This window comes from Snodgrassella sp. ESL0323, from assembly GCF_013346865.1.
Taxonomy (GTDB): Bacteria; Pseudomonadota; Gammaproteobacteria; order Burkholderiales; family Neisseriaceae; genus Snodgrassella; species Snodgrassella alvi.
On sequence record NZ_JAAEDT010000004.1, the window covers coordinates 1 to 26747 of the forward strand.

23 protein-coding genes are annotated in these 26747 nt (G+C 41.6%); 16 read left to right on the plus strand and 7 right to left on the minus strand.

Annotated elements, in window-relative coordinates; genetic code table 11:
* Nucleotides 1-190: 190 nt before the first annotated feature.
* Entirely contained in the window at nt 191-370 is a 180-nt protein-coding gene (locus GY065_RS13460) for a TrmH family RNA methyltransferase (protein WP_342351782.1), read from the minus strand.
* Between GY065_RS13460 and GY065_RS13155 the strand changes: the two genes are divergently transcribed.
* From GY065_RS13155 to leuS, 5 genes are all read left to right on the plus strand, one after another.
* Entirely contained in the window at nt 302-514 is a 213-nt protein-coding gene (locus GY065_RS13155; RefSeq protein ID WP_202984002.1) for a hypothetical protein, read from the plus strand. The genes GY065_RS13460 and GY065_RS13155 overlap by 69 nt on opposite strands.
* 381 nt (nt 515-895) lie before the next feature.
* Nucleotides 896-1288, plus strand: a complete 393-nt coding sequence (locus GY065_RS00495) for a PTS sugar transporter subunit IIA (RefSeq protein WP_244621453.1) — start codon at nt 896-898, stop codon at nt 1286-1288.
* A 1-nt stretch (nt 1289) separates the two neighbouring features.
* Entirely contained in the window at nt 1290-1559 is a 270-nt protein-coding gene (locus GY065_RS00500) for an HPr family phosphocarrier protein (RefSeq protein ID WP_174832586.1), read from the plus strand.
* Entirely contained in the window at nt 1559-3316 is a 1758-nt protein-coding gene (gene ptsP / locus GY065_RS00505; protein ID WP_174832587.1) for a phosphoenolpyruvate--protein phosphotransferase, read from the plus strand. Before GY065_RS00500 ends, ptsP begins: the two co-directional genes overlap by 1 nt.
* Before the next feature lie 345 nt (nt 3317-3661).
* Nucleotides 3662-6301, plus strand: a complete 2640-nt coding sequence (gene leuS / locus GY065_RS00510) for a leucine--tRNA ligase (protein WP_174832605.1) — start codon at nt 3662-3664, stop codon at nt 6299-6301.
* A 107-nt stretch (nt 6302-6408) separates the two neighbouring features.
* On the opposite strand, the gene GY065_RS00515 is transcribed toward leuS, so the two are convergent.
* Nucleotides 6409-8787, minus strand: a complete 2379-nt coding sequence (locus GY065_RS00515) for a glucose/quinate/shikimate family membrane-bound PQQ-dependent dehydrogenase (RefSeq protein ID WP_174832588.1) — start codon at nt 8785-8787, stop codon at nt 6409-6411.
* Between the two features lie 821 nt (nt 8788-9608).
* On the opposite strand from GY065_RS00515, the gene GY065_RS00520 reads away from it, so the two are divergent.
* Nucleotides 9609-12098 carry an autotransporter outer membrane beta-barrel domain-containing protein gene (locus GY065_RS00520; RefSeq protein WP_174832589.1) on the plus strand — a complete coding sequence of 830 codons (2490 nt, stop codon included), beginning with the start codon at nt 9609-9611 and terminating at the stop codon, nt 12096-12098.
* A 362-nt stretch (nt 12099-12460) separates the two neighbouring features.
* Here the strand turns inward: GY065_RS00520 and GY065_RS00525 are convergent, their stop codons facing one another.
* Nucleotides 12461-12802: a helix-turn-helix domain-containing protein gene (locus GY065_RS00525; protein ID WP_174832590.1), complete on the minus strand. Its 342-nt coding sequence runs from the start codon at nt 12800-12802 to the stop codon at nt 12461-12463.
* A gap of 88 nt (nt 12803-12890) precedes the next feature.
* Between GY065_RS00525 and GY065_RS00530 the strand changes: the two genes are divergently transcribed.
* Entirely contained in the window at nt 12891-13643 is a 753-nt protein-coding gene (locus GY065_RS00530) for an SDR family oxidoreductase (RefSeq protein WP_174832591.1), read from the plus strand.
* Nucleotides 13644-13673: 30 nt separating this feature from the next.
* Here the strand turns inward: GY065_RS00530 and thrB are convergent, their stop codons facing one another.
* Complete coding sequence (gene thrB / locus GY065_RS00535) at nt 13674-14594, minus strand: homoserine kinase (RefSeq protein WP_174832592.1); 921 nt, start codon at nt 14592-14594, stop codon at nt 13674-13676.
* Nucleotides 14595-14989: 395 nt separating this feature from the next.
* Here thrB and GY065_RS00540 point away from each other — a divergent pair, with 395 nt between their 5' ends.
* Nucleotides 14990-16378: an L-cystine transporter gene (locus GY065_RS00540; protein WP_174832593.1), complete on the plus strand. Its 1389-nt coding sequence runs from the start codon at nt 14990-14992 to the stop codon at nt 16376-16378.
* 233 nt (nt 16379-16611) lie between these two features.
* On the opposite strand, the gene asd is transcribed toward GY065_RS00540, so the two are convergent.
* Nucleotides 16612-17727 carry an aspartate-semialdehyde dehydrogenase gene (gene asd, locus GY065_RS00545; protein ID WP_174832595.1) on the minus strand — a complete coding sequence of 372 codons (1116 nt, stop codon included), beginning with the start codon at nt 17725-17727 and terminating at the stop codon, nt 16612-16614.
* Between the two features lie 218 nt (nt 17728-17945).
* Nucleotides 17946-18524, minus strand: coding sequence for a CGNR zinc finger domain-containing protein (locus GY065_RS00550; RefSeq protein ID WP_174832596.1), 579 nt, complete (start codon nt 18522-18524; stop codon nt 17946-17948).
* A 120-nt stretch (nt 18525-18644) separates the two neighbouring features.
* On the opposite strand from GY065_RS00550, the gene GY065_RS00555 reads away from it, so the two are divergent.
* Nucleotides 18645-19517 carry an alpha/beta fold hydrolase gene (locus GY065_RS00555; protein ID WP_174832597.1) on the plus strand — a complete coding sequence of 291 codons (873 nt, stop codon included), beginning with the start codon at nt 18645-18647 and terminating at the stop codon, nt 19515-19517.
* 438 nt (nt 19518-19955) lie between these two features.
* Nucleotides 19956-21494 (plus strand): murein biosynthesis integral membrane protein MurJ, encoded by a 1539-nt coding sequence (murJ, locus tag GY065_RS00560; RefSeq protein ID WP_174832598.1) that lies wholly within the window; start codon nt 19956-19958, stop codon nt 21492-21494.
* 45 nt (nt 21495-21539) lie between these two features.
* Here the strand turns inward: murJ and GY065_RS00565 are convergent, their stop codons facing one another.
* Nucleotides 21540-21848 (minus strand): chorismate mutase, encoded by a 309-nt coding sequence (locus tag GY065_RS00565; RefSeq protein ID WP_037473754.1) that lies wholly within the window; start codon nt 21846-21848, stop codon nt 21540-21542.
* A gap of 431 nt (nt 21849-22279) precedes the next feature.
* Between GY065_RS00565 and GY065_RS00570 the strand changes: the two genes are divergently transcribed.
* The 6 genes from GY065_RS00570 to nuoF are packed head-to-tail and all read left to right on the plus strand — an operon-like array spanning nt 22280 to nt 26721.
* The gene (locus GY065_RS00570) at nt 22280-22636 is read left to right on the plus strand and encodes an NADH-quinone oxidoreductase subunit A (protein ID WP_025329722.1); all 357 of its coding nucleotides are present in this window, start codon (nt 22280-22282) and stop codon (nt 22634-22636) included.
* The gene (locus GY065_RS00575) at nt 22627-23106 is read left to right on the plus strand and encodes an NADH-quinone oxidoreductase subunit B family protein (protein WP_025329723.1); all 480 of its coding nucleotides are present in this window, start codon (nt 22627-22629) and stop codon (nt 23104-23106) included. The genes GY065_RS00570 and GY065_RS00575 overlap by 10 nt, the downstream gene beginning before the upstream one ends.
* Nucleotides 23107-23119: 13 nt before the next feature.
* Nucleotides 23120-23707, plus strand: coding sequence for an NADH-quinone oxidoreductase subunit C (locus GY065_RS00580; protein ID WP_084552676.1), 588 nt, complete (start codon nt 23120-23122; stop codon nt 23705-23707).
* Nucleotides 23700-24953, plus strand: a complete 1254-nt coding sequence (locus GY065_RS00585; RefSeq protein ID WP_025329725.1) for an NADH-quinone oxidoreductase subunit D — start codon at nt 23700-23702, stop codon at nt 24951-24953. Before GY065_RS00580 ends, GY065_RS00585 begins: the two co-directional genes overlap by 8 nt.
* On the plus strand, nt 24953-25426 hold the full coding sequence (gene nuoE, locus GY065_RS00590) for an NADH-quinone oxidoreductase subunit NuoE (protein WP_025329726.1): 474 nt from the start codon (nt 24953-24955) through the stop codon (nt 25424-25426). Before GY065_RS00585 ends, nuoE begins: the two co-directional genes overlap by 1 nt.
* Nucleotides 25426-26721: an NADH-quinone oxidoreductase subunit NuoF gene (gene nuoF / locus GY065_RS00595; RefSeq protein ID WP_078474500.1), complete on the plus strand. Its 1296-nt coding sequence runs from the start codon at nt 25426-25428 to the stop codon at nt 26719-26721. The genes nuoE and nuoF overlap by 1 nt, the downstream gene beginning before the upstream one ends.
* Nucleotides 26722-26747 lie beyond the last annotated feature (26 nt).

Here is a 26747-nt window from a genome sequence, read left to right on the forward strand (position 1 = left end):
ATCCCGAACAGGACCGTGAAACGACCTAGCGCCGATGATAGTATGGATTGCCCATGTGAAAGTAGGACACCGCCAGACTCCCCATAGAAGAACCCGGTTGATTAGTCAGCCGGGTTTCTTACTTTAATACTGAGAAGTAAAACAGAAGAAAAACAATACCGCAGCAGCCTAATGGCTGCTGTTGCTGTATCTAGGTTAGAGAGGGGAAGGACTGCTGACGCAGCGCTTCGTAGAGGACGATGGCGGCGGCGTTGGACAGGTTTAGTGAGCGGATGTGCTCTGACTGCGGAATTCGCAGACATTGCTCGGCGCGTGCTTGTGCGAATGCCTGGGGCAGTCCGGTGGTTTCGCGACCGAAGAGAAAGTAGATTTGCTGATTGCGGTCGCTGTAGTCGAACTGAGTGTAGTTGCGTGTGCCGTAGGTTTCTATTCAGTAAATGAGTACTTTCAGACTGCTTATTCAGTATTATTCCAGATTATGATTGAACTCATTGACTTAATAATCCAGAAATAATAATAAGCTATTTTTATTTCAATTTAGTTTTATGTATGATTATTTTATAAATAATGCTATCACTGATTGCTATTCATCATTGATGAAATAGATTATGAGCCGACTTTAACAGCTATTTATCTGAACATAATTATTATGCCGGATAGTAAGACAGCTCTTATGATTTATCTTTATTATTCTGTTTAATTTGTATTTTCTTCTAATCAGACTCTTCCTGTCGTATGATTAGTATGATAAGTTTTGATCAGGAGACCATAGGGCTGAAATGTTTAGCTAATTGTTTATCAGGCAATCAAAGCTAATACAATTATTTTTCTTTGAATGGGTTTATTCAATGGACTTGATGCCCTAATAGTAATAGGTAATATAATGATAGGTTTGATGATTGTTACCCACGAGACAGTAGGGCAGGCAAATATGCAATTAATCCGGCATATTTTTGGTTCTGTACCGGATAAAGTTGCTTTAATCGGGGTACGTAGTAGTGATTCAGTTGAAAGTATACATGCTGAGGTTGTAGAAAAACTGGCTTCTTTGGATTATGGTCACGGTGTATTGATTCTCACTGATATTTTCGGTGCTACACCTTGTAATCTGGTGCGCCGGTTAATTCAGAGTGACAATGTAATTCTGCTAACCGGTCTTAATGCTCCAATGCTGGTTAAGGCACTTCAACATTTTACTAAAGCAGATGATGTACATAAATTTGCAGATGAAGTTAAAGCTGCTGCTATTGCTGGCATTATGACTATTTCTAATCAGGATGAGCTTTGAAATGGTAAAAAAGGAAGTAGAGATTATTAACAAGCTTGGTTTGCATGCACGGGCGTCGAATAAATTTACACAGGTAGCCAGCCGGTTTCAGTGCGAAGTATGGGTAACTCGGAAAGATCGCCGCGTTAACGGTAAAAGTATCATGGGATTAATGATGTTGGCTGCTGCACAAGGTAGTGTAATTGAACTGGAAACCGATGGTGTTGATGAAAGTCAGGCAATGCAAGCGCTGATTGAGCTGATTAATAATTATTTTGGTGAAGACGAATAATGAGTATTGTGCTGCATGGTGTTGCAGTGGGAACAGGTGTCGCCATCGGTCGTGCTCATCTGGTGGTGCGTGGTATGGACGATGTGCCACATCAGGAGTTGTCGATCGAAGAAGTGCCTGCAGAAATTGCCCGTTATGAGCAGGCAATCAAAACAACTCGCCGCCAGTTAGAGCAGTTGCGTACAGATATTCCCCAGAATGCACCTTCAGAACTGGGAGCGTTTATTTCACTGCACCTGATGCTGGTGGGTGATGTGAGTCTGTCTAGAGAACCTGTTGATATTATTGAAGCACAATGTGTTAATGCAGAATGGGCATTAAAACTGCAAACAGATAAACTTTCAGATCAGTTTGATGCAATTGAAGATAATTATTTACGTGCACGCAAGCAGGATATGCTGCAGGTAGTTGAGCGTATATTTAAAAATCTGATTGGTTTATCGACAGAAGTCATTACTGAAGCTGAAGATTTTGAAGAAGATACGATTCTTGTTGCCCACGATTTATCGCCGGCAGATACGGTTTTTTTTAAAGACAGCCGTATTGCTGCGTTTGTTACTGATGCCGGCGGACCGACTAGTCATACTGCGATTCTGGGGCGTAGCCTCGATATTCCTTCTGTGATTGCACTGGGCTATGCGCGGGAATTAATTAATGAAGATGAGCTGATTATTGTAGATGGCTCAATGGGTGTGGTTATTATTGCACCTGATGATATTATTCTAAAGGAATACCGCCGGCGTTTGCGGGAATTTCGCAGCTTAAGACGGCAGTTAAATAAACTTAAGAATACGGCAGCAACAACACTAGATGGAATCAATATTGAGTTGTTGGGTAATATTGAAAGTGCTAATGATATAAAGGCACTTCATAGCTTGGGTATGGATGGTATCGGACTGTATCGCAGTGAGTTTTTTTATCTGAACCGTGATGCTCTGCCTACAGAAGATGAACTGTATACCGAATATGCTGATGTGGTTAAAAAGCTTAAGGGTAAACCTTTAACCATACGGACAATTGATTTAGGTGTAGATAAAAATCCGCGCTGGTTTGGTCCCAGTCACACGATGAATCCGGCTTTGGGATTGACCGGTATTCGTTTGTGTTTGGCTGAACCTGTGATGTTCCGTACCCAGATGCGGGCAATTATGCGGGCCGCGGTTTTGGGACCAGTACGCATGATGTGGCCAATGATTTCCTCAGTAACAGAGATACAGCAGTGTTTAACTCATCTAAATACTGCTAAACAACAGTTACATGATCGCTTTGAAACCTTTGATGAAAATATTCAGGTTGGGGCGATGATAGAGATTCCGTCAGCTGCATTAACAGTTAATTCTATTTTGAAGATGATTGATTTCGTTTCAGTCGGTACTAATGATTTAATTCAGTATACGCTGGCGGCAGACCGTAATGATGAAAGTGTGAGTTATTTATATCAGCCGGGTCATCCTGCGGTACTGAAGTTATTGTTGCATGTTATTCGTACCGCTGCACGTCTGAATAAACCAGTATCTGTGTGCGGAGAAATGGCTGGTGATGCTCAATATACACGGTTATTGATGGCGATGGGGCTGCGCCGGTTTTCGATGAATGCAAATAATATTCTGGCGGTGAAAAATCAGATTATTCAAAGTGATCTGCTAATGCTTGAAACCGAAGTACAGAAAATATTACGTAATGATGATCCAGATAAAGCATTAAAATTACTGAAAAAATTAAATTCTTCACATGAATTATCTGAAAGTGCAGATTAAATAAATTGTTTTGTCTGACTTAGCACAGTTTAACTGCGTTTAATGATGATTTTTCTATAATATTTTTGTCAGTATTGTTTTTGCCTGACAATCAGTATTGAGTAAGTAGTGTTTTCCCGCAAATTGTCCACCGGTATTCCCTCCCTTGGTATCGGTGGTTTTTTTTATTTATTTTTATATATGCTATATAAGTATTAAAAATGATTTATGCAATTAATATGATATTGTAATATTGATGGACTAGACTCAATAACTGTATTGCCAGAATGATTAATTGCAGGTTTGTGTCTTGAGTAAACTGTTATAATAGTAGTCTATTTTTATACAATAAACTGATAATTCATGATGCAAGAACATTATTGTCCCGAAAAAATTGAGCCGGCTGCACAAGCGCGCTGGCAGGAATACCGTTTATTTAACGCTAAAGATTTTAATCCGAAACCTAAATATTATTGTCTGTCGATGTTTCCTTACCCCTCGGGTAAGTTACATATGGGACATGTGCGTAACTACACCATTGGTGATGTACTGAGCCGTTATCGCTTGCTTAATGGGTTTAATGTGATGCAGCCGATGGGCTGGGATGCATTTGGTTTGCCTGCTGAAAATGCTGCAATGAAACATCAGGTAGCACCGGCACAATGGACTTATGACAACATAGCTTATATGAAAAAGCAGTTGCAGAGTTTGGGTTTTGCGATTGACTGGGAGCGGGAAATTGCGACCTGTACACCGGAATATTATCGCTGGGAACAGTGGTTGTTTGTGCGTTTATTCCAGAAGGGCATTATTTATAAGAAAAACGGAACAGTAAACTGGGATCCGGTGGATCAGACTGTACTGGCCAATGAGCAGGTTGTAGACGGTCGTGGCTGGCGTTCTGGTGCCATTGTAGAAAAACGTGAAATCCCGATGTATTACTTCAGGATTACGGATTATGCTGAAGAACTGCTCAATGGTCTGGATACACTGGAACATTGGCCTGAGCAGGTAAAAACCATGCAGCGCAACTGGATTGGCAAGTCACGCGGGATGCAGGTACGGTTTGCACTGGCTGAAGACAGTAAAGCGGGATTAACCGGTGAGTATGCAGATTTTGTACAGGTATATACCACACGTCCTGATACACTGATGGGAGCAACTTATGTTGCTGTTGCTGCAGAACATCCGCTAGCGACAGCTGCCGCTGCTGATAACCCTCAGTTACAGCAGTTTATTGCTGAGTGCAAGGCTGGTTCTGTGGCTGAAGCAGACATGGCCACGATGGAGAAGAAAGGTATGCCTACCGGACGCTTTGCCATCAATCCGCTTAATGGCGATGTACTGCCGGTCTGGGTGGCCAATTATGTGCTGTGGGGATATGGTGATGGTGCGGTAATGGCTGTTCCGGCGCATGATGAACGTGATTTTGAATTTGCCACTAAATATCAGCTACCAGTAAAACAAGTAATTGCCTCTACGCAGAATACAGATACTTTTAATGCAAGCGCGTGGCAGGAATGGTATGGCAGTAAAGAGCAGACACAGTGTGTTAACAGCGGTGAACTGGATGGTCTGGATTTTTATGCGGCATTTGAGCGTGTTGGTGAGATTTTACAGGCTAAAAATGCCGGTGCACCGAAAACACAATATCGCCTGCGTGACTGGGGTATTTCCCGGCAGCGTTACTGGGGTTGCCCGATTCCGATTATCCATTGTGATGATTGTGGTGATGTCACTGTTCCGGAAGAACAGTTGCCAGTTGTATTACCGGAAAATGTGGTACCGGATGGTGCCGGTTCTCCGTTAGCCAGAATGCCGGAATTTTACGAAACTACCTGTCCATGCTGTGGTAAACCGGCTCGTCGGGAAACTGACACTATGGATACTTTTGTTGAATCGAGCTGGTATGCGGTACGGTATGCATCACCACATTGCAATACCGCAATGGTGGATAAAGAGGCTGCTAATTACTGGATGAATGCAGACCAGTATATCGGTGGTATTGAACACGCTATTTTACATCTGCTCTATGCCCGTTTCTTTACAAAGTTAATGCGCGATGAGGGGCTGCTGAATGTAGATGAGCCATTTGCCCGCTTACTTACTCAGGGTATGGTGGTATGTGAAACGTATTATCGTGAAGGTGCTAATGGCAGCAAAGAATGGATTGCACCGCAAGATGTAGATTTGCAGCGGGATGATAAAGGCCGGCCTCTGGCTGCAACCCTGAAAGCAGATGGTAAACCGGTGTGTATCGGTGGCATTGAGAAAATGTCTAAATCCAAAAATAATGGTGTGGATCCGCAAGAGCTGATTGACCGCTATGGTGCGGATACTGCGCGATTGTTTATGATGTTTGCTGCACCGCCTGAGCAATCACTGGAGTGGTCAGATGCCGGGGTAGAGGGTGCGCATCGCTTCCTGCGCCGTTTGTGGCGTACTGTATATGATTATTTACAGCAGGGTGCAGGTGTAACTGCATTTACCGGCAGTCAGGATAATTTGTCTGCCGACCTGAAAGCGCTGCGGTTGAAACTGCATAGCACAGTCGCCAAAGTAACCGATGATTATGGTCGCCGGCAGCAATTTAATACCGCAATTGCTGCGGTTATGGAATTGCTGAATCAGTATGACCGGACTGATTGCACTACAGAAGCAGGGCGCGCCGTGGCACAGGAAGTGCTGGAGTGCGTATTGCGTCTGTTATGGCCGATTGTGCCTCATGTGTGTGAAACATTATGGAATGAGCTGTCTCCGCAGAAAACACTGTGGGATGCTGCATGGCCATGTGTTGATGAAGCCGCACTGGTACAGGATGAAATTACCCTGATGGTTCAGGTAAATGGTAAGCTGCGCGGACAGATTACAGTTTCTGCCGATAGTAGTAATGATGAAGTACAGGCAGCAGCATTGGCTGATCCGGCCATACAGCGATTTGTGGATGGCAAAACACCGAAAAAAGTTATTGTTGTGCCAAAACGATTAGTCAATATTGTTGTCTGATCGCATCATCCGATGAAAAAGACATGTTATTAACATGTCTTTTTTATTACATAAATTAATTACGGCGAAATACGCCTAGATTATTTGGCGCCTGTAGCGCAAATAATTCAGGGTAGAGTATAGGCGATGAGATAGTCTCCCATCTTCGTACCGAATGAGCTATGACCACCAGCCATTTGTACTACATATTGTTTACCATTAACGGCATACGTCATTGGTGTAGCCTGTCCGCCGGCAGGCAAACGTGTCTGCCATAATAAATCTCCGTTACTGGTATCGTATGCACGCAGATAGTTGTCCTGAGTTGCACTGACAAACATAATATTACCCGCTGTGGATATTGAGCCACCCAGACCCGGAACGCCAATTTTTAATGGTGGTAATTCAAATAATTTCGGCAGACTGTCACGAATCGTGCCAATACGCTTTTTCCACACTACTTGGTTAGTCTGCAAATCAACACCAGCTACAAATCCCCATGCTGGTTGTTTACAAGGTAAACCTATTGGTGACAGAAAAGGGCTAATTTCTACCCCATAAGGAGCGCCATACATTGGCTGGATACCATTCTCAGTACCTGCGCCCTGTTTTTGCTGAGCCCTGTCGGGGTTAGCCGGAATCAGGCGGGAAACGAAGGGCAATCCGATTGGGTTCATCAGAGCAATTTGCCGATCCTGATTGACAGATATACCACCCCATTCAAATACCCCCAGATTACCCGGAAATACCAATGTGCCATTTTCAGAAGGTGGTGTATAAATGCCATTGTAATTTAAGCGCTTAAACTGGATGCGGCACAGAAGCTGGTCAAACATGGTTGCTCCCCACATATCTTTATCAGTCAGTTTGTCTTTCGGCATCAGACTTAAAGCTGAGAAAGGCTGGGTAGCTGCATAATGTTCACCCTGTGTTGGTTTACCATGTTTCAGAGTCTGTGGTACCGGCTGTTCAGTAGCTGGCACAATAGGTTGGCCAGTTTCACGGTTGAGGACAAAAATATTACCGGTTTTGGTCAGCACATAAATAGCAGCAATCCGTTTACCGGATGATATTGTAATGTCCATCAGTGAAGGCTGAGCCGGAACGTCCATATCCCAAAGATCATGGTGAGTAGTCTGAAAATGCCATAGCAGTTTACCGGTTGAGGCATTCAGTGCCACAAGAGAGTTGGCATAACGTTCTTTTAACTTATTACGGTGACCACCCCAGATGTCCGGTGTGCTCACTCCGGTGGGTATATATACAATATTACGCCGCTGGTCGTAGGCCAGAGGTGCCCATGCATTGGGTGAATTATGCACGAAATTGGTCTTTTCACCCGGCATCGCATTCGGGTTTTCCGCACCAGTATCAAATACCCATTTTAATTGGCCGTTATTGACATCATAACCACGAATTACACCGGAAGGTTCTTTAGTTGAGAGATTATCCGTTACTGAACCACCGATAATAATCGTACTAGGTGTTACAACAGGCGGTGAAGTCGGATTATATCCTCCCAAAAAAGCGTAAGGCATTTGGGCTTGCAGATTAATTTCACCGTTATGACCGAAATCCGGACATTTCTGACCAGTTTGTGCATTGACGGCAATTAAACGGCCATCATTAACCGGTAATAAAACTTTTTGCGGACAAATAGCGGATGCGGTGGTCTCAGAACTATGTGCTGTCGTAGCATCATAATAGCTGACACCACGACAAGTCAAATGCTGAAAAGTTCTGTTGCTGCGCAATTCAGGGTCAAAACGCCATAAACGTTTGCCGGTAGTGGCATCCAGAGCATCCAGAAACTGGTGTGGTGTACAGATAAAGAGTTTATTGCCGATTTTGATCGGTGTTAGTTCATTAGTGGTTTCTGCTGAATCATTAGCAGTTTTGAAATCACCAGTACGGTAAGTCCAGGCTACTTTAAGCTGTTTAACATTAGCGGTATTGATTTGAGTTAATGGTGAATAACGTGTTCCGTCCTGAGTACGACCATACGCCGGCCAGTCTTCTGCTGCTACACCATTATCGTCTGCCGCTGGTGCCGGCTGGAGGCGAGTAATGGTGCCATTAATTTGCTGCGGATCATGACTGATGCTGTAGAACATCACACCTAGTATCGTAATTAATGCTATTGTAATAATTAATTTTCCACTTCGTGAAGCTGATATATGCCGTGTTGGCCACGGAGTTAAAAGCCATAATCCAAACAGAAATAGCAAGTCAAAACGTGGTGCTAATGCCCAGAAATCGGTGCCGGACTCCCATAAACTCCAGATTAGCGTAATAAACAGAATAATTGCATATAACCACAGGCAGCTACTGCGCTGATACTGATACAGAACAGTAAACAGACTCAGTAACAGGGCAATCATGGCATAAAAGGGCGAACCACCCAGGCATATTAGCCATATCCCTCCAATTAGCAGGTAGATAACAGTTAGCCAAAGTTCCAGCAAAGTGATTATTCTGGCGACGGAAAATGATCTAAATATTTTCATAATACTTCTGTTAACCTGTTTTTATAAAAAAATACTACTAAAATTATTATAATAAACAATATATAAGATGAAAATGTATATATATTAATGAATAGGAAATTTACTATAATATTCAGAATCTGGTTAAACAGGTCAGGTATTTCAAAGCGCAAGCACAGCTTACTTTTTTACATCAGGATGGCACTGCCATTTTTTACCTTATGATTATTATTGGAAATAAATATAAGAAAAATAATGATATTAAATTATTATAGATAATAGTTTGTGTACTAAATAGAAAATACTATAAGCAGTCAAAAATTAATCGGCTTTTTGAAAAAGTATGCATACTAGTACCGGTATTAACGCTACAACGGTGTAGGTTAAACTAAATATTTAAAATTTTCTGGACTGAATGATATCTCGTGATTAAATCCAGACAAATTGCAGATTTATCTATTCGAATAATAATTTTGAGTTAAACAAAGATAAATTTACAGGGATAATAATTCTTAAACAAATTTAGCGTTTAATCTGCTGTGGATTTTAAATACTGTAAATAAAAATTTTATCCTTAGGATAATAAATGTGCATCTAATGTATATTTATTAGTACTATTATAATTATTAATGAAAACTATTTGCATAAGATGTTTTAATATATATTTGAAATAACTGAATAATTCTATATATATTTTTTTTAATAAATATTGCATAATATGCAAATATTAAAAAATGATTATAAATGTTAAAATCCATTAAATTTAATATCATTTATTATATGAAAATATTGTTAACTTATTTAATAAACACCAATTTGAAAACATTGATTCAGGCATGAAAATGAATAACTTTAAGCAGAAAAAATTAAATTCAATTATACACACACTAATATTTAAACTTTCACTAGGAACCCTGGCGCTACTTCCGGTATCAGTAAATGCAGATACATCGATTAATGATACTAATATCGGGAATTACAAAACAACTGGAATTAACATTAACGACAATGTAAATATAAATATAAATACAACAAACGACACTGCCCCACATATTGATATTGATCAGAATAGTAGTAGCGGAATGGGGCTTGTCGCAGCTTCCGACAAAAATACAACTATTATTGGTGGTCCATTTAGGATTCAAAGTCGGAGATATAGTGAGGATAATAGGATTTTTTCGGGTATTCATCTATCGAGTAGATCTAACTTGGTTTCATATAGTGACCTTGACATAGATATTGCAAGTGGTAAAGGCATTTATCTGGCCAGTGGAGGAAATGGCGAGTTTAACGGTAAAGTAAACATAAAAAGTGGAGACTATAGTATAGGAATACATTCTTATGCTGGTTCATCCCCAATGGGTACAACAGGTATATTTAATGATGTGGTAGAAATAAATACCAATGGTAAAGGAAGTCGGGGTATTGCGTCTGTTAGAAACCAGAATCCAAAAGCACAAGGAAATAAACTAATTTTTAACAATAAGGCGATTATCAATGTAAAAGACTCCACTTTAGATTCTTCTACTACTGGGATTAGCGTAATTCAATATCCACTTCCTCCTGGAGAAACCTTCACAGGCAGAGGCGATTTGATACATTTCAAAAATGGTCTTGATCTTACTGTTGCTGGCGGTACTGCAATTTTAATGGACCAAATCCAGGGTAAATTAAAAATTGAAGATGGTTCAAATGATAACCGTATCGTTGTTCAGGATCCTGAAGGCTTTAAGGCGATAAAAGCAAAAGCCGGCGAAGTGATCATTAATGGTAAATCAGAGATTATTGGAGATATTTTTTCAAGTGAAAATAAAGATTTTCGGGATAAAGGAGTAGTCAATTTAACTCTGACTGACGGATCAATGTTATTAAGCTCTTTAGACAATGATGGTGGTGCAGGTGAGATTAATCTTGGCCTTTCCGGTAACCATAGCCAGTGGAAAATGACCGGCAGTTCAAATATTAACACCCTGAAACTCGCTGACGATGCCAAAGTTAGATTTGGTTATGACTATGCTACTCCCGATACTGCCACTCGCCTTAACCAAACCAACGCTATGACATTAACCGCCGATTCATTAGAAGGTAATGGCATATTCGAAATGCGAACTGCTATCGGTAAGTTTGAGAATCATGATGTATTGAAAATAACCGGTTCTGGGCAGGCAACAGGTGATCATAAAATTATGGTTAATGATGCACAAACTGGCGATGCCCGGGTAGACGGAAGTGAGACATTTAGGTTGGTTGAAACTGAAGGCGGTGATGCTAACTTTACTTTGGCAACACCTTATGTTGATGTTGGTGCTTTTAAATATAATAAACTGAGCCAAGTTACCGATCGTGGTAATGGTAGTAAAGATTGGGTACTGTCTACATCGTCGAATAGCCAAACGCCAGAGCTGTCTGATACTGCGCAAGAAGCAGCCAATATTCTTAATACAAATTATTTAATGAATTATGTTGAAACACAAACCTTATTACAAAGAATGGGACAAATCCGTACCGATGATACAGCCAGCGGTAAAGTATGGGGCAGAATATATACCGGTAAATTAAGCTCATTTAATGATAATCGGTTGTCTGGTTTTGACATGGATTATTATGGATTACAGTTGGGTTTAGACCGCAAACTGAATTATGATAAAGTGAATCTTTATTATGGTGTAATGGGCGGACTAAGCCGGGGTGAAGTTGATCACAATGTTGGTGACGGCAGTACCAAAAACTATTCACTGGGATTCTATGGTACGTTACAAAGCCAGAATGGTTTTTATCTTGATGGTTTAGTCAAGTATATGCATATGACCAACAAGTTCAATAGTATGACCGCAGGAGGCTATCATGTTAAAGGAGATGGCAATACCAATGGTTTTTCCATAGGAGCAGAAGTAGGCAAACGTATTCATTTATCCGGTGCAGCAAACGCGGATGAGGGTTGGTATTTAGAACCACAGGCTCAGCTTACTTATTCACATCAGGATGGAGCCACCATAAATGCGACCAATGGATTAAGTACGAGACTGGCCAGTTATAATTCATTAATAGGGCGTGCCAGTATTATTTTAGGTTATACCATTCAGAGTGGTAAAAACCCGGTGGATGTATATTTTAAAACGGGTTACCAGAAAGAATTTGATGGAGAAACCTCTTATACCTTTAATCGCACAGTAAAAGAGAAATATAAATTTGATGGCAACTGGTGGGATAACGGTATTGGTGTGAATATGCGTCTGAACCGCAATCATCATATTTATGGTGATATGGTTTATTCTGCAGGAAACAAATTTAATCAGAAGCAGATTAATGCGGGATATCGTTACAACTTTTAACCAGAATGTTATTACAGACTAAAGCTAAAATTTAGCGAAGACTGATGTTTAAAAGTAGGTTTAATCATGGTGGTGCCGGATAATTCTGGTACCACCATTTTGGTGTTTAGTTGATTATTGGTCAATGTATATAGGAAATATGGCTATTAATATTAATTTATTGAATGTAATTATGAACTAGTCAGAGACTATGCAGTTATACATTTTAAATGGATGCGTTTAGTAGTGATATCAATGGTTGAGTATAAACAATTTAATTATTTAAAATGCATAATTACTTTTTCTTTGATTGATACTAATCAGCTGTTGCCGGATAGCTGTTGCTGTTTAAGTTACAGTCTGTCTGAATAGGTGAATAGTATTCAGAGTAAATCTTTTTCATGCTGCTCCATCCAGTTTGCGATGGAAACCAAAGCCGGTTTTAAAGTTTTTCCCAGTGCTGTTATCTGATATTCAACTTTAGGCGGTACTTCCGGGTAGAGCTTTCTGGTAATTAATCCTTTTTGCTCAAACAGCTTTAGCTGTTTTGTTAATTCTTTCTGAGTAATTGGTGCGATGGCTCGCTTTAATTCGCCAAAACGAATGGGTTGATCATTAATAATCAGGCGATACAGGATAGGAATAGCCCATTTTCCTGAAATTAAATTAACAAATTTAACCATAGGACAATGATAAATATCAGTGGTATTTTTTTCAGTGTGCATAACTATTTTCCATTAGTATCTATTTGGTACCTACTTTCATAAGTAAACCGGTTAAATTATACTGAATTTTATTTTTGAAAGGGAATCTATGAACAGGTTAGCGGGTAAATATACACTGATTACAGGCGGAAGCAGTGGAATAGGGTTGGCAACTGCCAGAGAATTTATTGCCGAAGGTGCGACAGTAGCCATAACCGGCAGAAATAAAGACAGATTACTGGCAGCGAAGCAGGAATTAGGTGCAGATGTAATAATATTGCAAAGTGATACTTCTGATGTTGAAGAACAAAAGCTTCTGGCTGCACAGTTAACCAAAATGTGGCCTAGATTAGATGGCGTATATGTTAATGCGGCCGATGTCACTCATCTGCCGGTAACTGATTGGAATGAAAATACTTTTGACAGGGTAATGAATACTAATTTCAAGGGGCCGTTTTTTCTGATACAGGCGCTGTTACCTTTGCTGGCTGATCCCTGTTCGGTTATTTTGTGCGGTACGGTAAGTACCAAAATCGGTTTACCGCAAAGCAGTATTTATGCGTCCAGTAAAGCTGCTCTCTGTTCATTAGCCAAAACACTGTCGGGAGAGCTGTTATCCAGAAATATTCGCTTCAACTGTTTAGTTCCCGGCCCGACAGACACGCCGGCGCATATGAATTTAAATACCACTGACGCGGATGCTGTCAAACATTTACAGCAGGAAATTAAGGCATTAGTACCGTTAGGACGTTTGGGCAAACCGATAGAGCTGGCTAAAGCCGCTGTTTTTCTGGCCTCGGATGAATCATCTTTTATGCTCGGTGCGGAAATACTGGTAGATGGGGGGGTAGGTAATATCTAATTTTAGTTTTTTGATAAAAAAATAATGATGTTATTTACGTAAATTCAGTAGTAAATCTCTAAAGACGTTCGGATCTTTAATAAAGGTAATTTCTCCTGCCTGCGGAAAATGGTAATCAAGCAGGCGGGAAACCCAGAAGCGAATACATGCAGCTCGCTGTGCAATCGGAAAGTAATCTTGTTCAGCGGAAGTCAGCGGGCGTATGCTTTCATAGCCGTGTATAAATGCTTGTTGCAGATTTTGGTCGATATGATTGTCTGCACGACGTGCCCAGTCGTTAACGGCAATGGCAAGGTCATACATGAAATTACCGTTACATGCATAATAGAAATCAATAAATCCAGCTACCTGTTCACCATCCAGCAAAACATTATCGCGGAATAAATCGGCATGGATGATACCCGCAGGCAGATTTGTACGTTCATGTGCATCAAAGAAAGCAATTTCTGCTTGTAATAACTGCTGATCTTCCGGATTCAGAAAGGGTAATAAGCGGGTACTGGCCTCATGCCACCAGCCAGTGTAACGCGGATTGTGCATTTTCTGCGTGAATTCGCTACCGGCCAGATGCATTTTAGCCAGCATCGCTCCGGTATTGAAACATTGCTGTACGGATGGGCTGCTGGTATCGCTGCCGGTTAAGCAGGTTACCAGACAGGCTGGTTTGCCAACTAGAGTGCTGTCCAGACGACCGTCAGTTCGGGCAATAGGAGCAGGACAGGCTACGCCGTGAGCACTCAGATGCCGGGTTAAATCTAAAAAGAAGGGCAGCTCATCCTGTGTCATGGCTTCAAAAACAGTCAGTACAAAGCGCCCTTGTGTGGTGGTTACAAAATAATTGCTGTTAGTAACGCCCTGAGCGATACCTTGTAAACCAATAAACCGACCTAAGTGATAATCACGCAGAAAGCTGCGCATTTCATCATCGCTAACGCTGGTGTAAACCGACATAAATATAACCAATAAACAGAATTAAACGAAAAGTTTAAACCTGAGACAGGATGTTTAAACAAATTGCAAGCATGATGGCAATAAAGGGCTGATGTCAAGTATTTATTCGAATGATTGCTTATGAACGGTAGTTTATAGAAAACTTGTTATCTGATGATGTTTAAATTGAATGATGGATATGACATATAAAGGGCTGAAATAGAAATTGGGTAATTTGTAAGCCAATATTCCGGGCGGTACAACTAAATCGGAAAGTATTTTATCTTTATTGCATATAATAAAATAGAATAAGTGAATGCATAAGGGCTATTTCACAACTTATTTACTTTTGCGTATTCTTAGCTGGCACTAGGTATCAAACGCGGGCAGAAAGCTTGCCGGCGCAGGAGTATAAAATGAATTTATCTTTGCTCGCGAACATTATGGTGTTCGCATTGTTATTATGGGTACTGAGCCGTACGCATTCAACCCAATGGAGTTTATCCAAAAAAGTATTATTGGGTATGATTCTTGGTATTGGATTGGGTTTAGGGCTGCAATTGATTTACGGAGCATCCAGCCCGGTAATCCGTATTTCTGTACAATGGTTTGATGTAGTCGGCAACGGCTATGTACAGTTATTGCAGATGGTTGTTATGCCGTTGGTGTTTGCTTCAATTCTGAGTGCTGTGGCGCGATTACATAATGCTGCTCAGCTAGGCAAAATCAGTCTGATGACTATCGGCGTGTTACTGTTTACGACGGCGATGGCTGCATTGATCGGTACTTTGCTGACCAGTCTGTTTGGTCTGACTGCCAACGGTCTGATTCAGGGAGAAGCTGAAACTGCGCGCTTTAATGCAATTCAGGCTAATTATGTTGGCAAGGTAGCAGATTTAAATGTACCGCAGCTATTACTGTCTTTTATTCCAAAAAATCCGTTTGCTGATTTAACCGGAGCCAATCCGACCTCTATTATCAGTGTGGTTATTTTTGCTGTATTTCTCGGTATGGCCGCATTGAAGTTATTAAAAGATGATGCTGCTAAGGGTGAGCAGGTGTTACGGGCAATTGATATTTTACAAAGCTGGGTAATGAAATTGGTACGGATAGTAATGCTGTTAACTCCCTATGGTGTCATGGCACTGATGACTAAAGTAGTGGCTTCTTCAAATATACAGGAGATTATTAAGCTGGGAGGCTTTGTACTGGTTTCGTATCTGGCACTGGCTCTGATGTTCGGGGTACATGGTCTGTTACTGGGCATATTTGGGATCAATCCAGGTAAATATTTTCAGAAAATATGGCCGGTACTGACTTTTGCATTTACCAGTCGCTCCAGCGCTGCTTCTATTCCGCTTAATATCGAGGCTCAGACGCAGCGTCTTGGTGTACCGAAAACTATTGCCGGTTTTGCTGCTTCTTTTGGTGCAACTATCGGACAGAATGGTTGTGCCGGTTTGTATCCGGCGATGCTCGCCACCATGATTGCGCCAACTGTAGGTATCAATACTCTGGATCCATGGTGGATTGCAACACTGGTCGGGATGGTGACTATCAGTTCTGCAGGTGTGGCCGGTGTGGGCGGCGGAGCTACATTTGCGGCGCTGATTGTGCTGCCGGCAATGGGTTTGCCGATTACACTGGTGGCTTTACTGATTTCTGTAGAGCCATTGATTGATATGGGGCGTACAGCATTGAATGTCAGCGGTGCGATGACAGCAGGAACGTTAACCAGCCAGTGGCTGCATCAGACTAATAAAAAAATATTAAATAGTACGGAGCACGGCAGACTGGTACATTAATGCAGTAGGTACTTAAAACTATTTTGTCATACTTAGCAGCCGGTCTGTGACAGCAGAGTGGCTGCTTTTTTTCGCTTAAATTCTCTTAATATGGGGCATGATCGGATTAAGGTTTACAGACAGGTAATTAAACAGGACAGTTAATCATTTAACTGTCCTGTTTGGATAATACTATGATGATGTCGCAAGTAATCAGGCGGTAGAGGCTGCCTGTCAGGCTTTTACTAAAGATATTATTTGTTTTGTAAAACGATTTGTAGCATACGCCGGATAGGTTCTGCGGCACCCCATAAAAGCTGGTCACCTACGGTAAACGCACTGATATATTCTCCACCCATGCCCATTTTGCGGATGCGCCCTACTGGTACAGTTAATGTGCCAGTTACTGCTGCGGGTGTCAGCTCATGCATAGATGCGGTTTTTTCATTAGGTACAACTTTTACCCAGTCATTGGCAGCGGCAAGAATTTTCTCAATTTCTGCTACGGGTAAATCCTGTTTCAGTTTTAAGGTGAGTGCCTGACTGTGGCAGCGCATTGCGCCGACACGGACACACAAGCCGTCGATAACGATTGGCTGGGCACTGCGACCTAAAATTTTATTGGTTTCTACAGCACCTTTCCATTCTTCTTTAGACTGACCGTTACCCAGATCAGCATCAATCCATGGAATCAGACTACCGGCAAGAGGAACGCCGAACTGAGCCCGCGGGTATGCTTCACTGCGTAAAAAATCGGCAACTTTTCGGTCTATGGCTAAAATAGCACTAGCCGGATCGGCCAGTTCTGAACTAACCTGATTTTCAATGGCACCCATTGCACTAATCAGTTCACGCATATTCTGGGCGCCGGCACCGGATGCTGCCTGATAGGTCATGCTGGTAGCCCATTCCACTAAATCCTGTTCAAACAGGCCGCCCAGAGCCATTAGCATCAGTGACACTGTACAATTACCGCCAACAAAATCTTTGATACCGTTTGACAGGGCGCTATCAATCACTGCGCGGTTCACCGGATCAAGTACGATGACTGCTTTATCGCTCATGCGCAGAGTGGATGCGGCATCAATCCAGTACCCCTGCCAGCCCTGATCACGCAGCGGCTGGTGGATTGCTTTGGTATAGTCGCCACCCTGACAGGTAACGATAATATCCATTTGAGCCAGAGCATCCAGATTACGGGCATCCAGCAGTGTTTTTGCTGTCTGACCAAAATCAGGTGCGGCTGCACCGGCTGCTGATGTTGTGAAAAAATACGCATCTGCAATAGTTTGAAAATCATTTTCTTCCTGCATGCGCTGCATTAATACTGAACCTACCATACCGCGCCAGCCAACAAAACCTACTTTCACCGGGTGCTCCTTAAAACAATTCAATTTAATCAAAATTTCTGTTACCAGATACCAGAATGCTATCCGGTCTTTTAACCATAATCCCGGCTGTTTGTAAACAGATAATTACTATCCTGATAAATTTCAGGCTGTACAGCTTATCTTTTGCCGGATTTATAGTGTCAATTCAATACGGTTATCCCACTCATCTTAATTAGAAGATATTTACATAGTTTATTTTATGAGGTTGCTAGCTTTTTTCTAAACTTCATAACTTTATGTCTATTTCCACAAACTTTCATGCTACACCAGCGTCTTTTGTGTGCTTTTGTCTTATCATAGAACCACAGCACACAGTCTTTGTGCTCGCATTGTTTTACTAAACTAAAATCTTCTTGCGCGATTAGCTTTGCTGTAGCCTCTGCTAAAGGAGCTAAAACCTGTTCTGGACTATGTTTGGCATAATGATGAGTGACGATAAGCGATTGATTATCATCATATTCTAAGTTTAACCATCGACTAGCTTTGTGCAAAAATGCATTCAATGGTTCAATATCTAAACTATGTCCAGTTTTTTGTTGTTGTATAAGTACTCTCGTTATTTCTCTTAGCTCTTTAGCCCTTTCAAGTAATGCTGATGAGGAGTGCAAATCATCAGGAACTAAAATGCCAACCACTTTGTTAAGCCAATAGACGAGTTCTTCTATTGAACTCCAACGATCAATCAAATTGCCATCTATTTTAACGACGGTATTTATCATATTAAGTGCGTCGTTATCTCCTACCAATGCTAAATCATCTAATGTATTTGTTTTCATATTGACATACCTTTTTTACAAGGAAATTGTAACCTCTAAAATACCTATTGACAAGTTACAGTAAATTTAAATATTATGAGTAACCTTTTAAATTAAAATTTAGTGGTTACGGAGGTTTTTATGGCAAGTAATATTCATCATCCGATTCAATATAAGTATGTCAATATTGAAAATGTAAACATGTTCTATCGGGAGGCAGGGGAAAAAAACTTACCAACTCTTTTACTATTACATGGCTTTCCTAGTTCATCGCATCAATTTAGAGAATTAATTCCTTTACTTGCTGATAAATTTCATCTGATTGCACCTGACTTTCCCGGCTTTGGTTTTACTGAGGTTATAGACACAGCCAACTATATTTATAGTTTTGATAATATAAGTAAAACACTAATTAAATTCGTCGATGCTTTAAGTCTTAAAAAATATGCAATGTATGTTTTTGATTATGGAGCTCCCATAGGTTTTCGTCTTGCTTTAGCTTATCCTGAAAGGGTAACAGGATTTGTATCTCAAAATGGCAATGCTTATTTGGAAGGTTTAGGCAGTGCTTGGAATCCAATAAAAACCTACTGGGATAATCCAACAGAACAAAATAGAAAAATTATTGAAGACGCGATATTGAATTTGGAAGGAACACGTGAGCAATATATACATGGAGTACCATCAATTGAGAGCATAGCTCCAGAATCTTATTATTTAGATACATTTTTATTTGAGTGTGGAGCTAACAAAGCTATTCAGTTAGATTTATTTTTAGATTATAAAAATAACCTAAAAATGTATCCTTTGTTCCAACAGTTTTTTAGAGATTATTCATTGCCATGCTTAATTATTTGGGGAAAACATGATTTATTTTTTATACCTGCTGGCGCAGAAGCTTACAAAAAAGATAATGCCAATGCAGTTGTTGAATTATTAGATACAGGGCATTTTGCATTGGAAACGCATGTAGAATATATAGCTAAAAGAATTCGTGAAGTAATTTTAAAGTGATCATAAATTAAAAATACATAAAAAGTTTAATTGTTAGGTACAAAATCTGCAAACTGTATTCAATTAATCAAAGAAAACATTTTTTAATAATTTGTATATATTAATAATTTTTATGACTAATTTCCGAATTTAGCTAATAAGACGATAAAATTAACTCACTTATTGTCGATATAGTTTTATTGCATTGTTTAAGGGGATTTAATAACTAAAGAAAATCAACGAGAGTACGCAAACGATTAAAAAGAAAAATATAATTTATATTGAACAATTATATATTTTTTTGTAAAAATTATTCAAGAGTCTATACCATTTCAATGTTAATTCTGAATCCATTTTATTATTAAAATTGATATGTTTTATAAATGAAGTTAGTCCATTAATAGAATCGGCTAACATTCCGGTGTACACTTCGCCTTTGTTTTTTAATTGGCATTTCTGATGAATTTACTGCGTACTCTGGCTAAAGTCAGCAGCATGACTATGCTGTCGCGTGTTCTGGGTTTCATTCGCGATACCATTATTGCCCGCAGTTTTGGTGCGGGGATGGCTACTGATGCTTTTTTTGTGGCATTTAAACTGCCTAATCTGTTACGGCGTATTTTTGCAGAAGGCGCATTTTCACAGGCTTTTGTACCGATACTTGCTGAGTACAAGGAAACACGGTCACCCGAAGCTACCCGGGCTTTTGTGCAGCATGTGGCCGGACTGCTTTCATTTGTTCTGATTATTGTAACGGCGATCGGAATCCTGGCCGCACCTGTTGTGATTTATATTTCTGCTCCCGGTTTTCAGCAGGATGCCGATAAATTTGCTCTGTCGGTACAACTGCTGCGGATTACTTTTCCATATATTTTTCTGATATCGCTGTCTTCACTGGTTGGCAGTATTCTGAATACTTATCATCAGTTTATTGTTCCGGCCTTTACGCCGACTTTTCTGAATATCTCCTTTATCGTATTTGCTCTGTGGCTGGCACCTTACTTTCATCCTCCGGTTCTGGCGCTGGCCTGGGCAGTATTTGTGGGCGGATTATTACAGTTGCTGTATCAGCTGCCTTATTTATTTAAACTGGGTTTTCTGACTATCCCCAGACTCAATTTTAAGGACAAAGCAGTCAACCGGGTACTCAGACAAATGGCACCGGCTATACTGGGGGTATCGGTAGCGCAAATATCGCTGGTGATAAACACGATTTTTGCTTCTTATTTGCAATCCGGTTCAGTATCCTGGATGTATTATGCTGACCGCTTGATGGAATTACCGACTGGTGTGCTTGGTGTGGCACTGGGAACCATTCTTTTGCCCACTTTGTCTAAACACTCAGCTACTAATGATATAGCCAGCTTTTCTGCATTGCTGGACTGGGGATTACGCCTGTGCATGCTGTTAACTTTACCGGCAGCAGTGGGTATGGCTGTGCTGTCATTTCCTCTGGTGGCAACTTTATTTATGTACCGGCAGTTTAATGAGTATGATGCAATAATGACTCAGGGGGCGCTTATTGCTTATGCTGTTGGTTTGATTGGTCTGATTCTGATTAAAGTCCTTGCACCGGGATTTTATGCGCGTCAGAACATTAAAACGCCGGTAAAAATTGCTATTTTTACTTTATGTATGACTCAGCTGATGAATTTGCTGTTTGTCTGGAAGCTGCATCATGTCGGGCTGGCTCTGGCTATTAGTCTTGGCGCCTGTATTAATGCTGGATTACTGTTTACTCTGTTACGGCGACAGAAATTGTATACTCCCAGCCCCGGCTGGCTGCGTTTTCTATTGCGTCTGACGGTGGCTCTTGTTGTTATGGGTCTGGGGTTATGGTTATTACAGTATTGGCTGCCGTTTAACTGGCACAGTAGCGGGTTGGCAAAAGTAGGGCAATTAAGTATTTTGATTGTTACCGGTATTATTTTATATTTCGGATCACTATTTGCTCTGGGTTTCCGCGTACGCGATTTCCGGCGGGCTGAAGCAGAATAGTGGTATTTCAGCCTCATACTGAAAATGAAAAGAATTCATGCAAATTTATTTTTGTTCAAATTCTTTTAATTCTTCTGCAATAAAATATTTCACCAGTTCGCAAAACAGGGACTTGATTACGTCTCCGTTCAGTCCCTGCTCATCTGCCCATTGTTTGCGTTTTTCAAGCATGCTGTTAAAACGTTCATTCGCTTGTACGTCTTTAGCATTCATTTTAAATTTACTGGCCGCTTTGACATATTCAAAGCGGGCGGAAAGTAACTGGATCACCGCATAATCAATATGATCTATTTCTGTACGAATGTCATTTATGCCGTGGCAGTCCTCAGGTTTATATATTTGATTATATGTCATTGTATTTATTAATTTTTATTTCCATGATATCTGTATTGTAAAACTGATATAAGTAGCAGTACAGTTAAAAAATGATAATTTTACAAATTAATATTACTATTAGATATATGCTAAATTAAATTAATTAAATATATGAAATGTAATATTCTATTATGCTGATTATTTTAACCCAAAAGCATAAATTGCTTTAATGAGTATAACTGACCGGAATAAATGAAAAAATCCATGATTGACTTTTGCTGTTTTCTGGTTACAAAAAATATGAGAAACCAAACGTAATACTGAATAAATGCTAATGATAATAATTCTCAATATCCTATTGAAAACATTATTTTTTTATTTTCTTTTAATGTAATACGCGCTTTTAATAACGTTCGAAATTAGTTACAATACATCAATTTTACCAATATTTGCATAAGGTCAGCGCAGTTATGTTGGCGAATTATTTCCCCATATTAATATTTGTTCTGGTTGGCTTTGCCGCTGGTGTTCTGTTTATCTCTCTCGGTTTATTGCTAGGACCGAACCGGCCATACAAAATGAAACAGGAACCGTTTGAGTGCGGTTTCGAAGCTTTTGAAAATGCACGAATGAAATTCGACGTGCGTTACTATCTGGTAGCCATTTTATTCATCCTGTTTGACCTTGAAGTTGCCTTTATGGTGCCCTGGGCAGTTGTATTTAAAGAGCTGGGCGCATACGGATTCTGGTCAATGATGGTGTTTTTGCTGATTCTGGTTATCGGCTTTATTTATGAATGGAAAAAAGGCGCTCTGGAATGGGAATAGAAGGCGTTTTAAAAAAAGGATTTGTCACAACCACTGCCGATACCGTACTCAATTATGTGCGTACTGGTTCGTTGTGGCCGGCTACTTTTGGTCTGGCCTGTTGTGCCGTAGAGATGATGCAAGCTGGTGCTGCCCGTTATGACCTTGACCGCTTTGGTATTATTTTCCGCCCGTCACCGCGTCAGGCCGATCTGATGATTGTCGCCGGTACGCTGTGCAATAAAATGGCTCCTGCTTTGCGGCGTGTTTATGACCAGATGGCCGAACCGCGCTGGGTACTGTCTATGGGTTCCTGTGCCAATGGCGGCGGTTATTATCATTACTCTTATTCTGTGGTTCGGGGCTGCGACCGGATTGTACCGGTTGACGTATATGTACCGGGCTGTCCGCCAACTGCTGAAGCGCTGGTATACGGACTATTGCAGTTGCAGCTGAAAATTAAACGTACCGCCACTATCGCGCGTGTATGAAAGTGAGGGAAATATGGCAGATTTGGCAATACTGAAAGCCGTGTGCGAAGCCACTTTCGGCGATAAGGTACGTTACTGTCTTGACCGTGGTGAGCTGACACTGGATTGTGCAGCAGCTGATTATCATCAGCTTATGCAAACGCTGCGTGACCACAATGAATTGAAATTTGAAACACTCATTGATCTGTGCGGAGTCGATTACCAGAGCTATAAAAATGAGCCATGGGAAGGTAAGCGTTTTGCTGTAGTCAGTCATCTGCTGTCAGTAGCCAATAACTGGCGTGTGCGTGTGCGTGTCTGGGCTGAGGCTGAAGATTTTCCTACAGTAGATTCTGTTGTTGATATCTATAACGGAGCCAACTGGTATGAGCGTGAAGCATTCGATATGTTTGGCATCCTGTTTAACAACCATCCTGATTTGCGCCGTATTCTGACTGATTACGGCTTTGTCGGTCATCCGTTTCGCAAAGATTTCCCTGTTTCCGGCTATGTTGAAATGCGTTATGACGAGGCCGAAGGCCGCGTAATTTATCAGCCGGTAACGATTGAACCGCGTGAAATTACACCGCGCGTGGTGAGAGAGGAGCAGTACGGTGTCTAAGTTACGCAATTACACCATTAACTTCGGGCCGCAGCATCCGGCAGCACACGGCGTATTGCGCCTGATTCTGGAAATGGACGGTGAAAATATCGTTCGTGCCGATCCGCATATCGGTCTGTTGCACCGCGGCACAGAAAAACTGGCTGAATCACGCACCTATTTACAGGCATTGCCATATATGGATCGTCTGGACTACGTATCCATGATGTGTAATGAGCAGGCATACTGCCTGTCAGTGGAGCGCCTGCTGAATATCGAAGTGCCGGTTCGCGCTCAGTATATCCGTGTGATGTTTGCTGAAATTACCCGTATTCTTAATCATTTGATGGGTGTCGGTTCTCATGCGCTGGATATTGGTGCCATGACGGTATTTCTCTATGCTTTCCGCGAGCGGGAAGATTTGATGGATATCTATGAGGCGGTATCAGGTGCGCGCATGCATGCAGCTTATTTCCGCCCGGGTGGTGTATACCGGGATTTACCGGATTTCATGCCTAAATACGAATCCAGTAAATACCGTAATGCCAAAGTTTTGCAAAAACTGAATGCCAGTCGTGAAGGTACCTTGCTGGACTTCATTGAAGACTTTACCAACCGCTTTCCCGCCTGTGTGGATGAATATGAAAATCTGCTCACGGATAACCGTATCTGGAAGCAGCGTACAGTCGGTATCGGTGTAGTATCCCCGGAGCGTGCTCTGCAAAAAGGATTTACCGGTGTGATGCTGCGCGGTTCCGGTATTGAGTGGGATGTGCGTAAGAAACAGCCTTATGATGCTTATGCTCAGGTAGATTTTGATATTCCGGTAGGGATTAATGGTGACTGCTATGACCGTTATCTGTGCCGTATTCATGAAATGCGTCAGGCCAACCGTATTATCCGTCAGTGTGTTGACTGGCTTAAAGCCAATCCCGGTCCGGTAATTATTGATGACCATACTGTGGCCCCGCCGCACCGTACCGCCATGAAAGACGGTATGGAAGAATTAATCCATCACTTTAAGCTGTTTACCGAAGGTATGCATGTACCTGAGGGTGAAGTTTATGTGCCCACCGAGCATCCTAAAGGCGAGTTCGGGGTATATCTGATTTCTGATGGTGCCAATAAACCTTACCGGATGAAGATTCGTGCTCCGGGGTTTGCTCATTTGCAAGGGATGGACGAAATGGCACGCGGTCACATGCTGGCTGATGTGGTGGCTATTATTGGTACACAGGATATCGTATTCGGGGAGGTGGATAGATAATGTTGTCCCCTAACAGCTTAAAACAGATTGATATAGAACTGGCAAAATATCCGGCTGATCAGCGCCGTAGTGCCATTATGTCTGCCTTGCGTATTGCGCAGACCGAGCTGGGCTGGCTTCAGCCGGAAACTATTGAAGAAGTAGCTGATTACATTGGTATTCCGCCGGCGCAGGCATTAGAAGTTGCTACTTTTTATAATATGTATAACCTGAAACCGGTAGGTAAATATAAACTTACTGTGTGTACAAATCTGCCCTGTGCCCTGCGTGGCGGAGTAAATGCAGGTGAGTATCTGCAAAAACGTCTGGGTATCCGCTATGGTGAAACCACAGCCGATGGTAAATATACTCTGGTTGAAGGCGAATGTATGGGTGCCTGTGGCGATGCGCCGGTAATATTAGTCAATAATCATAAAATGTGTAGCTTTATGAGCGAAGAAGCCATTGAAGCAAAACTGGCGGAGTTGAACTAATGGCAATGTACCAGAATGGCGTGATTTTTGATCAGGTTGATACTTCAGACTCTAATTGCTGGACACTGGAAGCTTATATTGCTCGCGGCGGATATCAGGCATTGAAAAAAATTATCAGCGAAAATGTATCGCAGGATGATGTAATTGCCGAGCTTAAAACTTCCGGTCTGCGCGGTCGTGGCGGTGCCGGTTTTCCTACCGGGCTGAAATGGAGCTTTATGCCACGTTCTTTTCCGGGTACCAAATATATCGTGTGCAATACGGATGAGGGTGAACCGGGTACATTCAAAGACCGCGATATCATCGACTACAATCCGCATGCCCTGATTGAAGGCATGATTATCGGCGGCTACGCTATGGGCGCTGCTGTAGGCTATAACTATATACACGGCGAAATCTTCGAGAGCTATCTGCGTTTTGAAACGGCTTTACAGCAGGCGCGCGAAGCAGGATTACTCGGACAAAATATTCTGGGCAGTAATTTCAGCTTTGAGTTGCATGCTCATCATGGTTATGGTGCCTATATCTGTGGTGAAGAAACTGCTTTATTAGAGTCTTTGGAAGGCAAAAAAGGGCAACCGCGTTTCAAACCGCCGTTTCCGGCTTCATATGGTTTATATGGTAAGCCTACAACTGTTAACAATACTGAAACTTTTTCTTCTGTACCGTTCATTATCCGCGACGGCGGTCAGCTGTTTGCTGATAAAGGTATCCCCAATAATGGTGGTACCAAGCTTTTTTCAGTATCCGGTCACGTAGAACGCCCGGGTAACTATGAAATTCCGCTGGGTACACCGTTTAAGGATTTGCTGGAAATGTGCGGTGGCATGCGAAATGGCAAAAAACTTAAGGCGGTTATTCCCGGAGGTTCTTCTGCACCGGTATTACCGGCAGACATCATGATGGAACTAACCATGGATTATGATGCCATAGCCAAGGCAGGTTCTATGCTGGGTTCCGGTGCGGTCATTGTCATGGATGAAGATGTATGCATGGTCAGAGCACTGGAACGACTGAGCTATTTCTATTTTGAAGAATCATGCGGGCAATGTACGCCGTGCCGTGAAGGAACCGGCTGGCTGTATCGCATTATTCACCGTATTACCTCCGGCAAAGGCCGGCCGGAGGATCTGGATTTGCTGGAATCACTGGGTAGTAATATTTCCGGACGTACCATCTGTGCACTGGCAGATGCGGCTGTTATGCCGATACAGGGCTTTATGAAACATTTCCGCCCCGAATTTGAGCACTACATCGAACACGGCAAACCCATGAAAGAACATCGCTGGTGCTAAGGCACTATCTGCTTAGTTAGGATTGC

Coding starts and splice junctions, on each gene's coding strand:
- GY065_RS00495 (WP_244621453.1), top strand. CDS start 896: ATGATTGTTACCCACGAGACAGTAGGGCAGGCAAATATGCAATTAATC.
- GY065_RS00500 (WP_174832586.1), top strand. CDS start 1,290: ATGGTAAAAAAGGAAGTAGAGATTATTAACAAGCTTGGTTTGCATGCA.
- ptsP (WP_174832587.1), top strand. CDS start 1,559: ATGAGTATTGTGCTGCATGGTGTTGCAGTGGGAACAGGTGTCGCCATC.
- leuS (WP_174832605.1), top strand. CDS start 3,662: ATGCAAGAACATTATTGTCCCGAAAAAATTGAGCCGGCTGCACAAGCG.
- GY065_RS00515 (WP_174832588.1), bottom strand. CDS start 8,787: ATGAAAATATTTAGATCATTTTCCGTCGCCAGAATAATCACTTTGCTG.
- GY065_RS00520 (WP_174832589.1), top strand. CDS start 9,609: ATGAATAACTTTAAGCAGAAAAAATTAAATTCAATTATACACACACTA.
- GY065_RS00525 (WP_174832590.1), bottom strand. CDS start 12,802: ATGCACACTGAAAAAAATACCACTGATATTTATCATTGTCCTATGGTT.
- GY065_RS00530 (WP_174832591.1), top strand. CDS start 12,891: ATGAACAGGTTAGCGGGTAAATATACACTGATTACAGGCGGAAGCAGT.
- thrB (WP_174832592.1), bottom strand. CDS start 14,594: ATGTCGGTTTACACCAGCGTTAGCGATGATGAAATGCGCAGCTTTCTG.
- GY065_RS00540 (WP_174832593.1), top strand. CDS start 14,990: ATGAATTTATCTTTGCTCGCGAACATTATGGTGTTCGCATTGTTATTA.
- GY065_RS00550 (WP_174832596.1), bottom strand. CDS start 18,524: ATGAAAACAAATACATTAGATGATTTAGCATTGGTAGGAGATAACGAC.
- GY065_RS00555 (WP_174832597.1), top strand. CDS start 18,645: ATGGCAAGTAATATTCATCATCCGATTCAATATAAGTATGTCAATATT.
- murJ (WP_174832598.1), top strand. CDS start 19,956: ATGAATTTACTGCGTACTCTGGCTAAAGTCAGCAGCATGACTATGCTG.
- GY065_RS00565 (WP_037473754.1), bottom strand. CDS start 21,848: ATGACATATAATCAAATATATAAACCTGAGGACTGCCACGGCATAAAT.
- GY065_RS00570 (WP_025329722.1), top strand. CDS start 22,280: ATGTTGGCGAATTATTTCCCCATATTAATATTTGTTCTGGTTGGCTTT.
- GY065_RS00575 (WP_025329723.1), top strand. CDS start 22,627: ATGGGAATAGAAGGCGTTTTAAAAAAAGGATTTGTCACAACCACTGCC.
- GY065_RS00580 (WP_084552676.1), top strand. CDS start 23,120: ATGGCAGATTTGGCAATACTGAAAGCCGTGTGCGAAGCCACTTTCGGC.
- nuoE (WP_025329726.1), top strand. CDS start 24,953: ATGTTGTCCCCTAACAGCTTAAAACAGATTGATATAGAACTGGCAAAA.
- nuoF (WP_078474500.1), top strand. CDS start 25,426: ATGGCAATGTACCAGAATGGCGTGATTTTTGATCAGGTTGATACTTCA.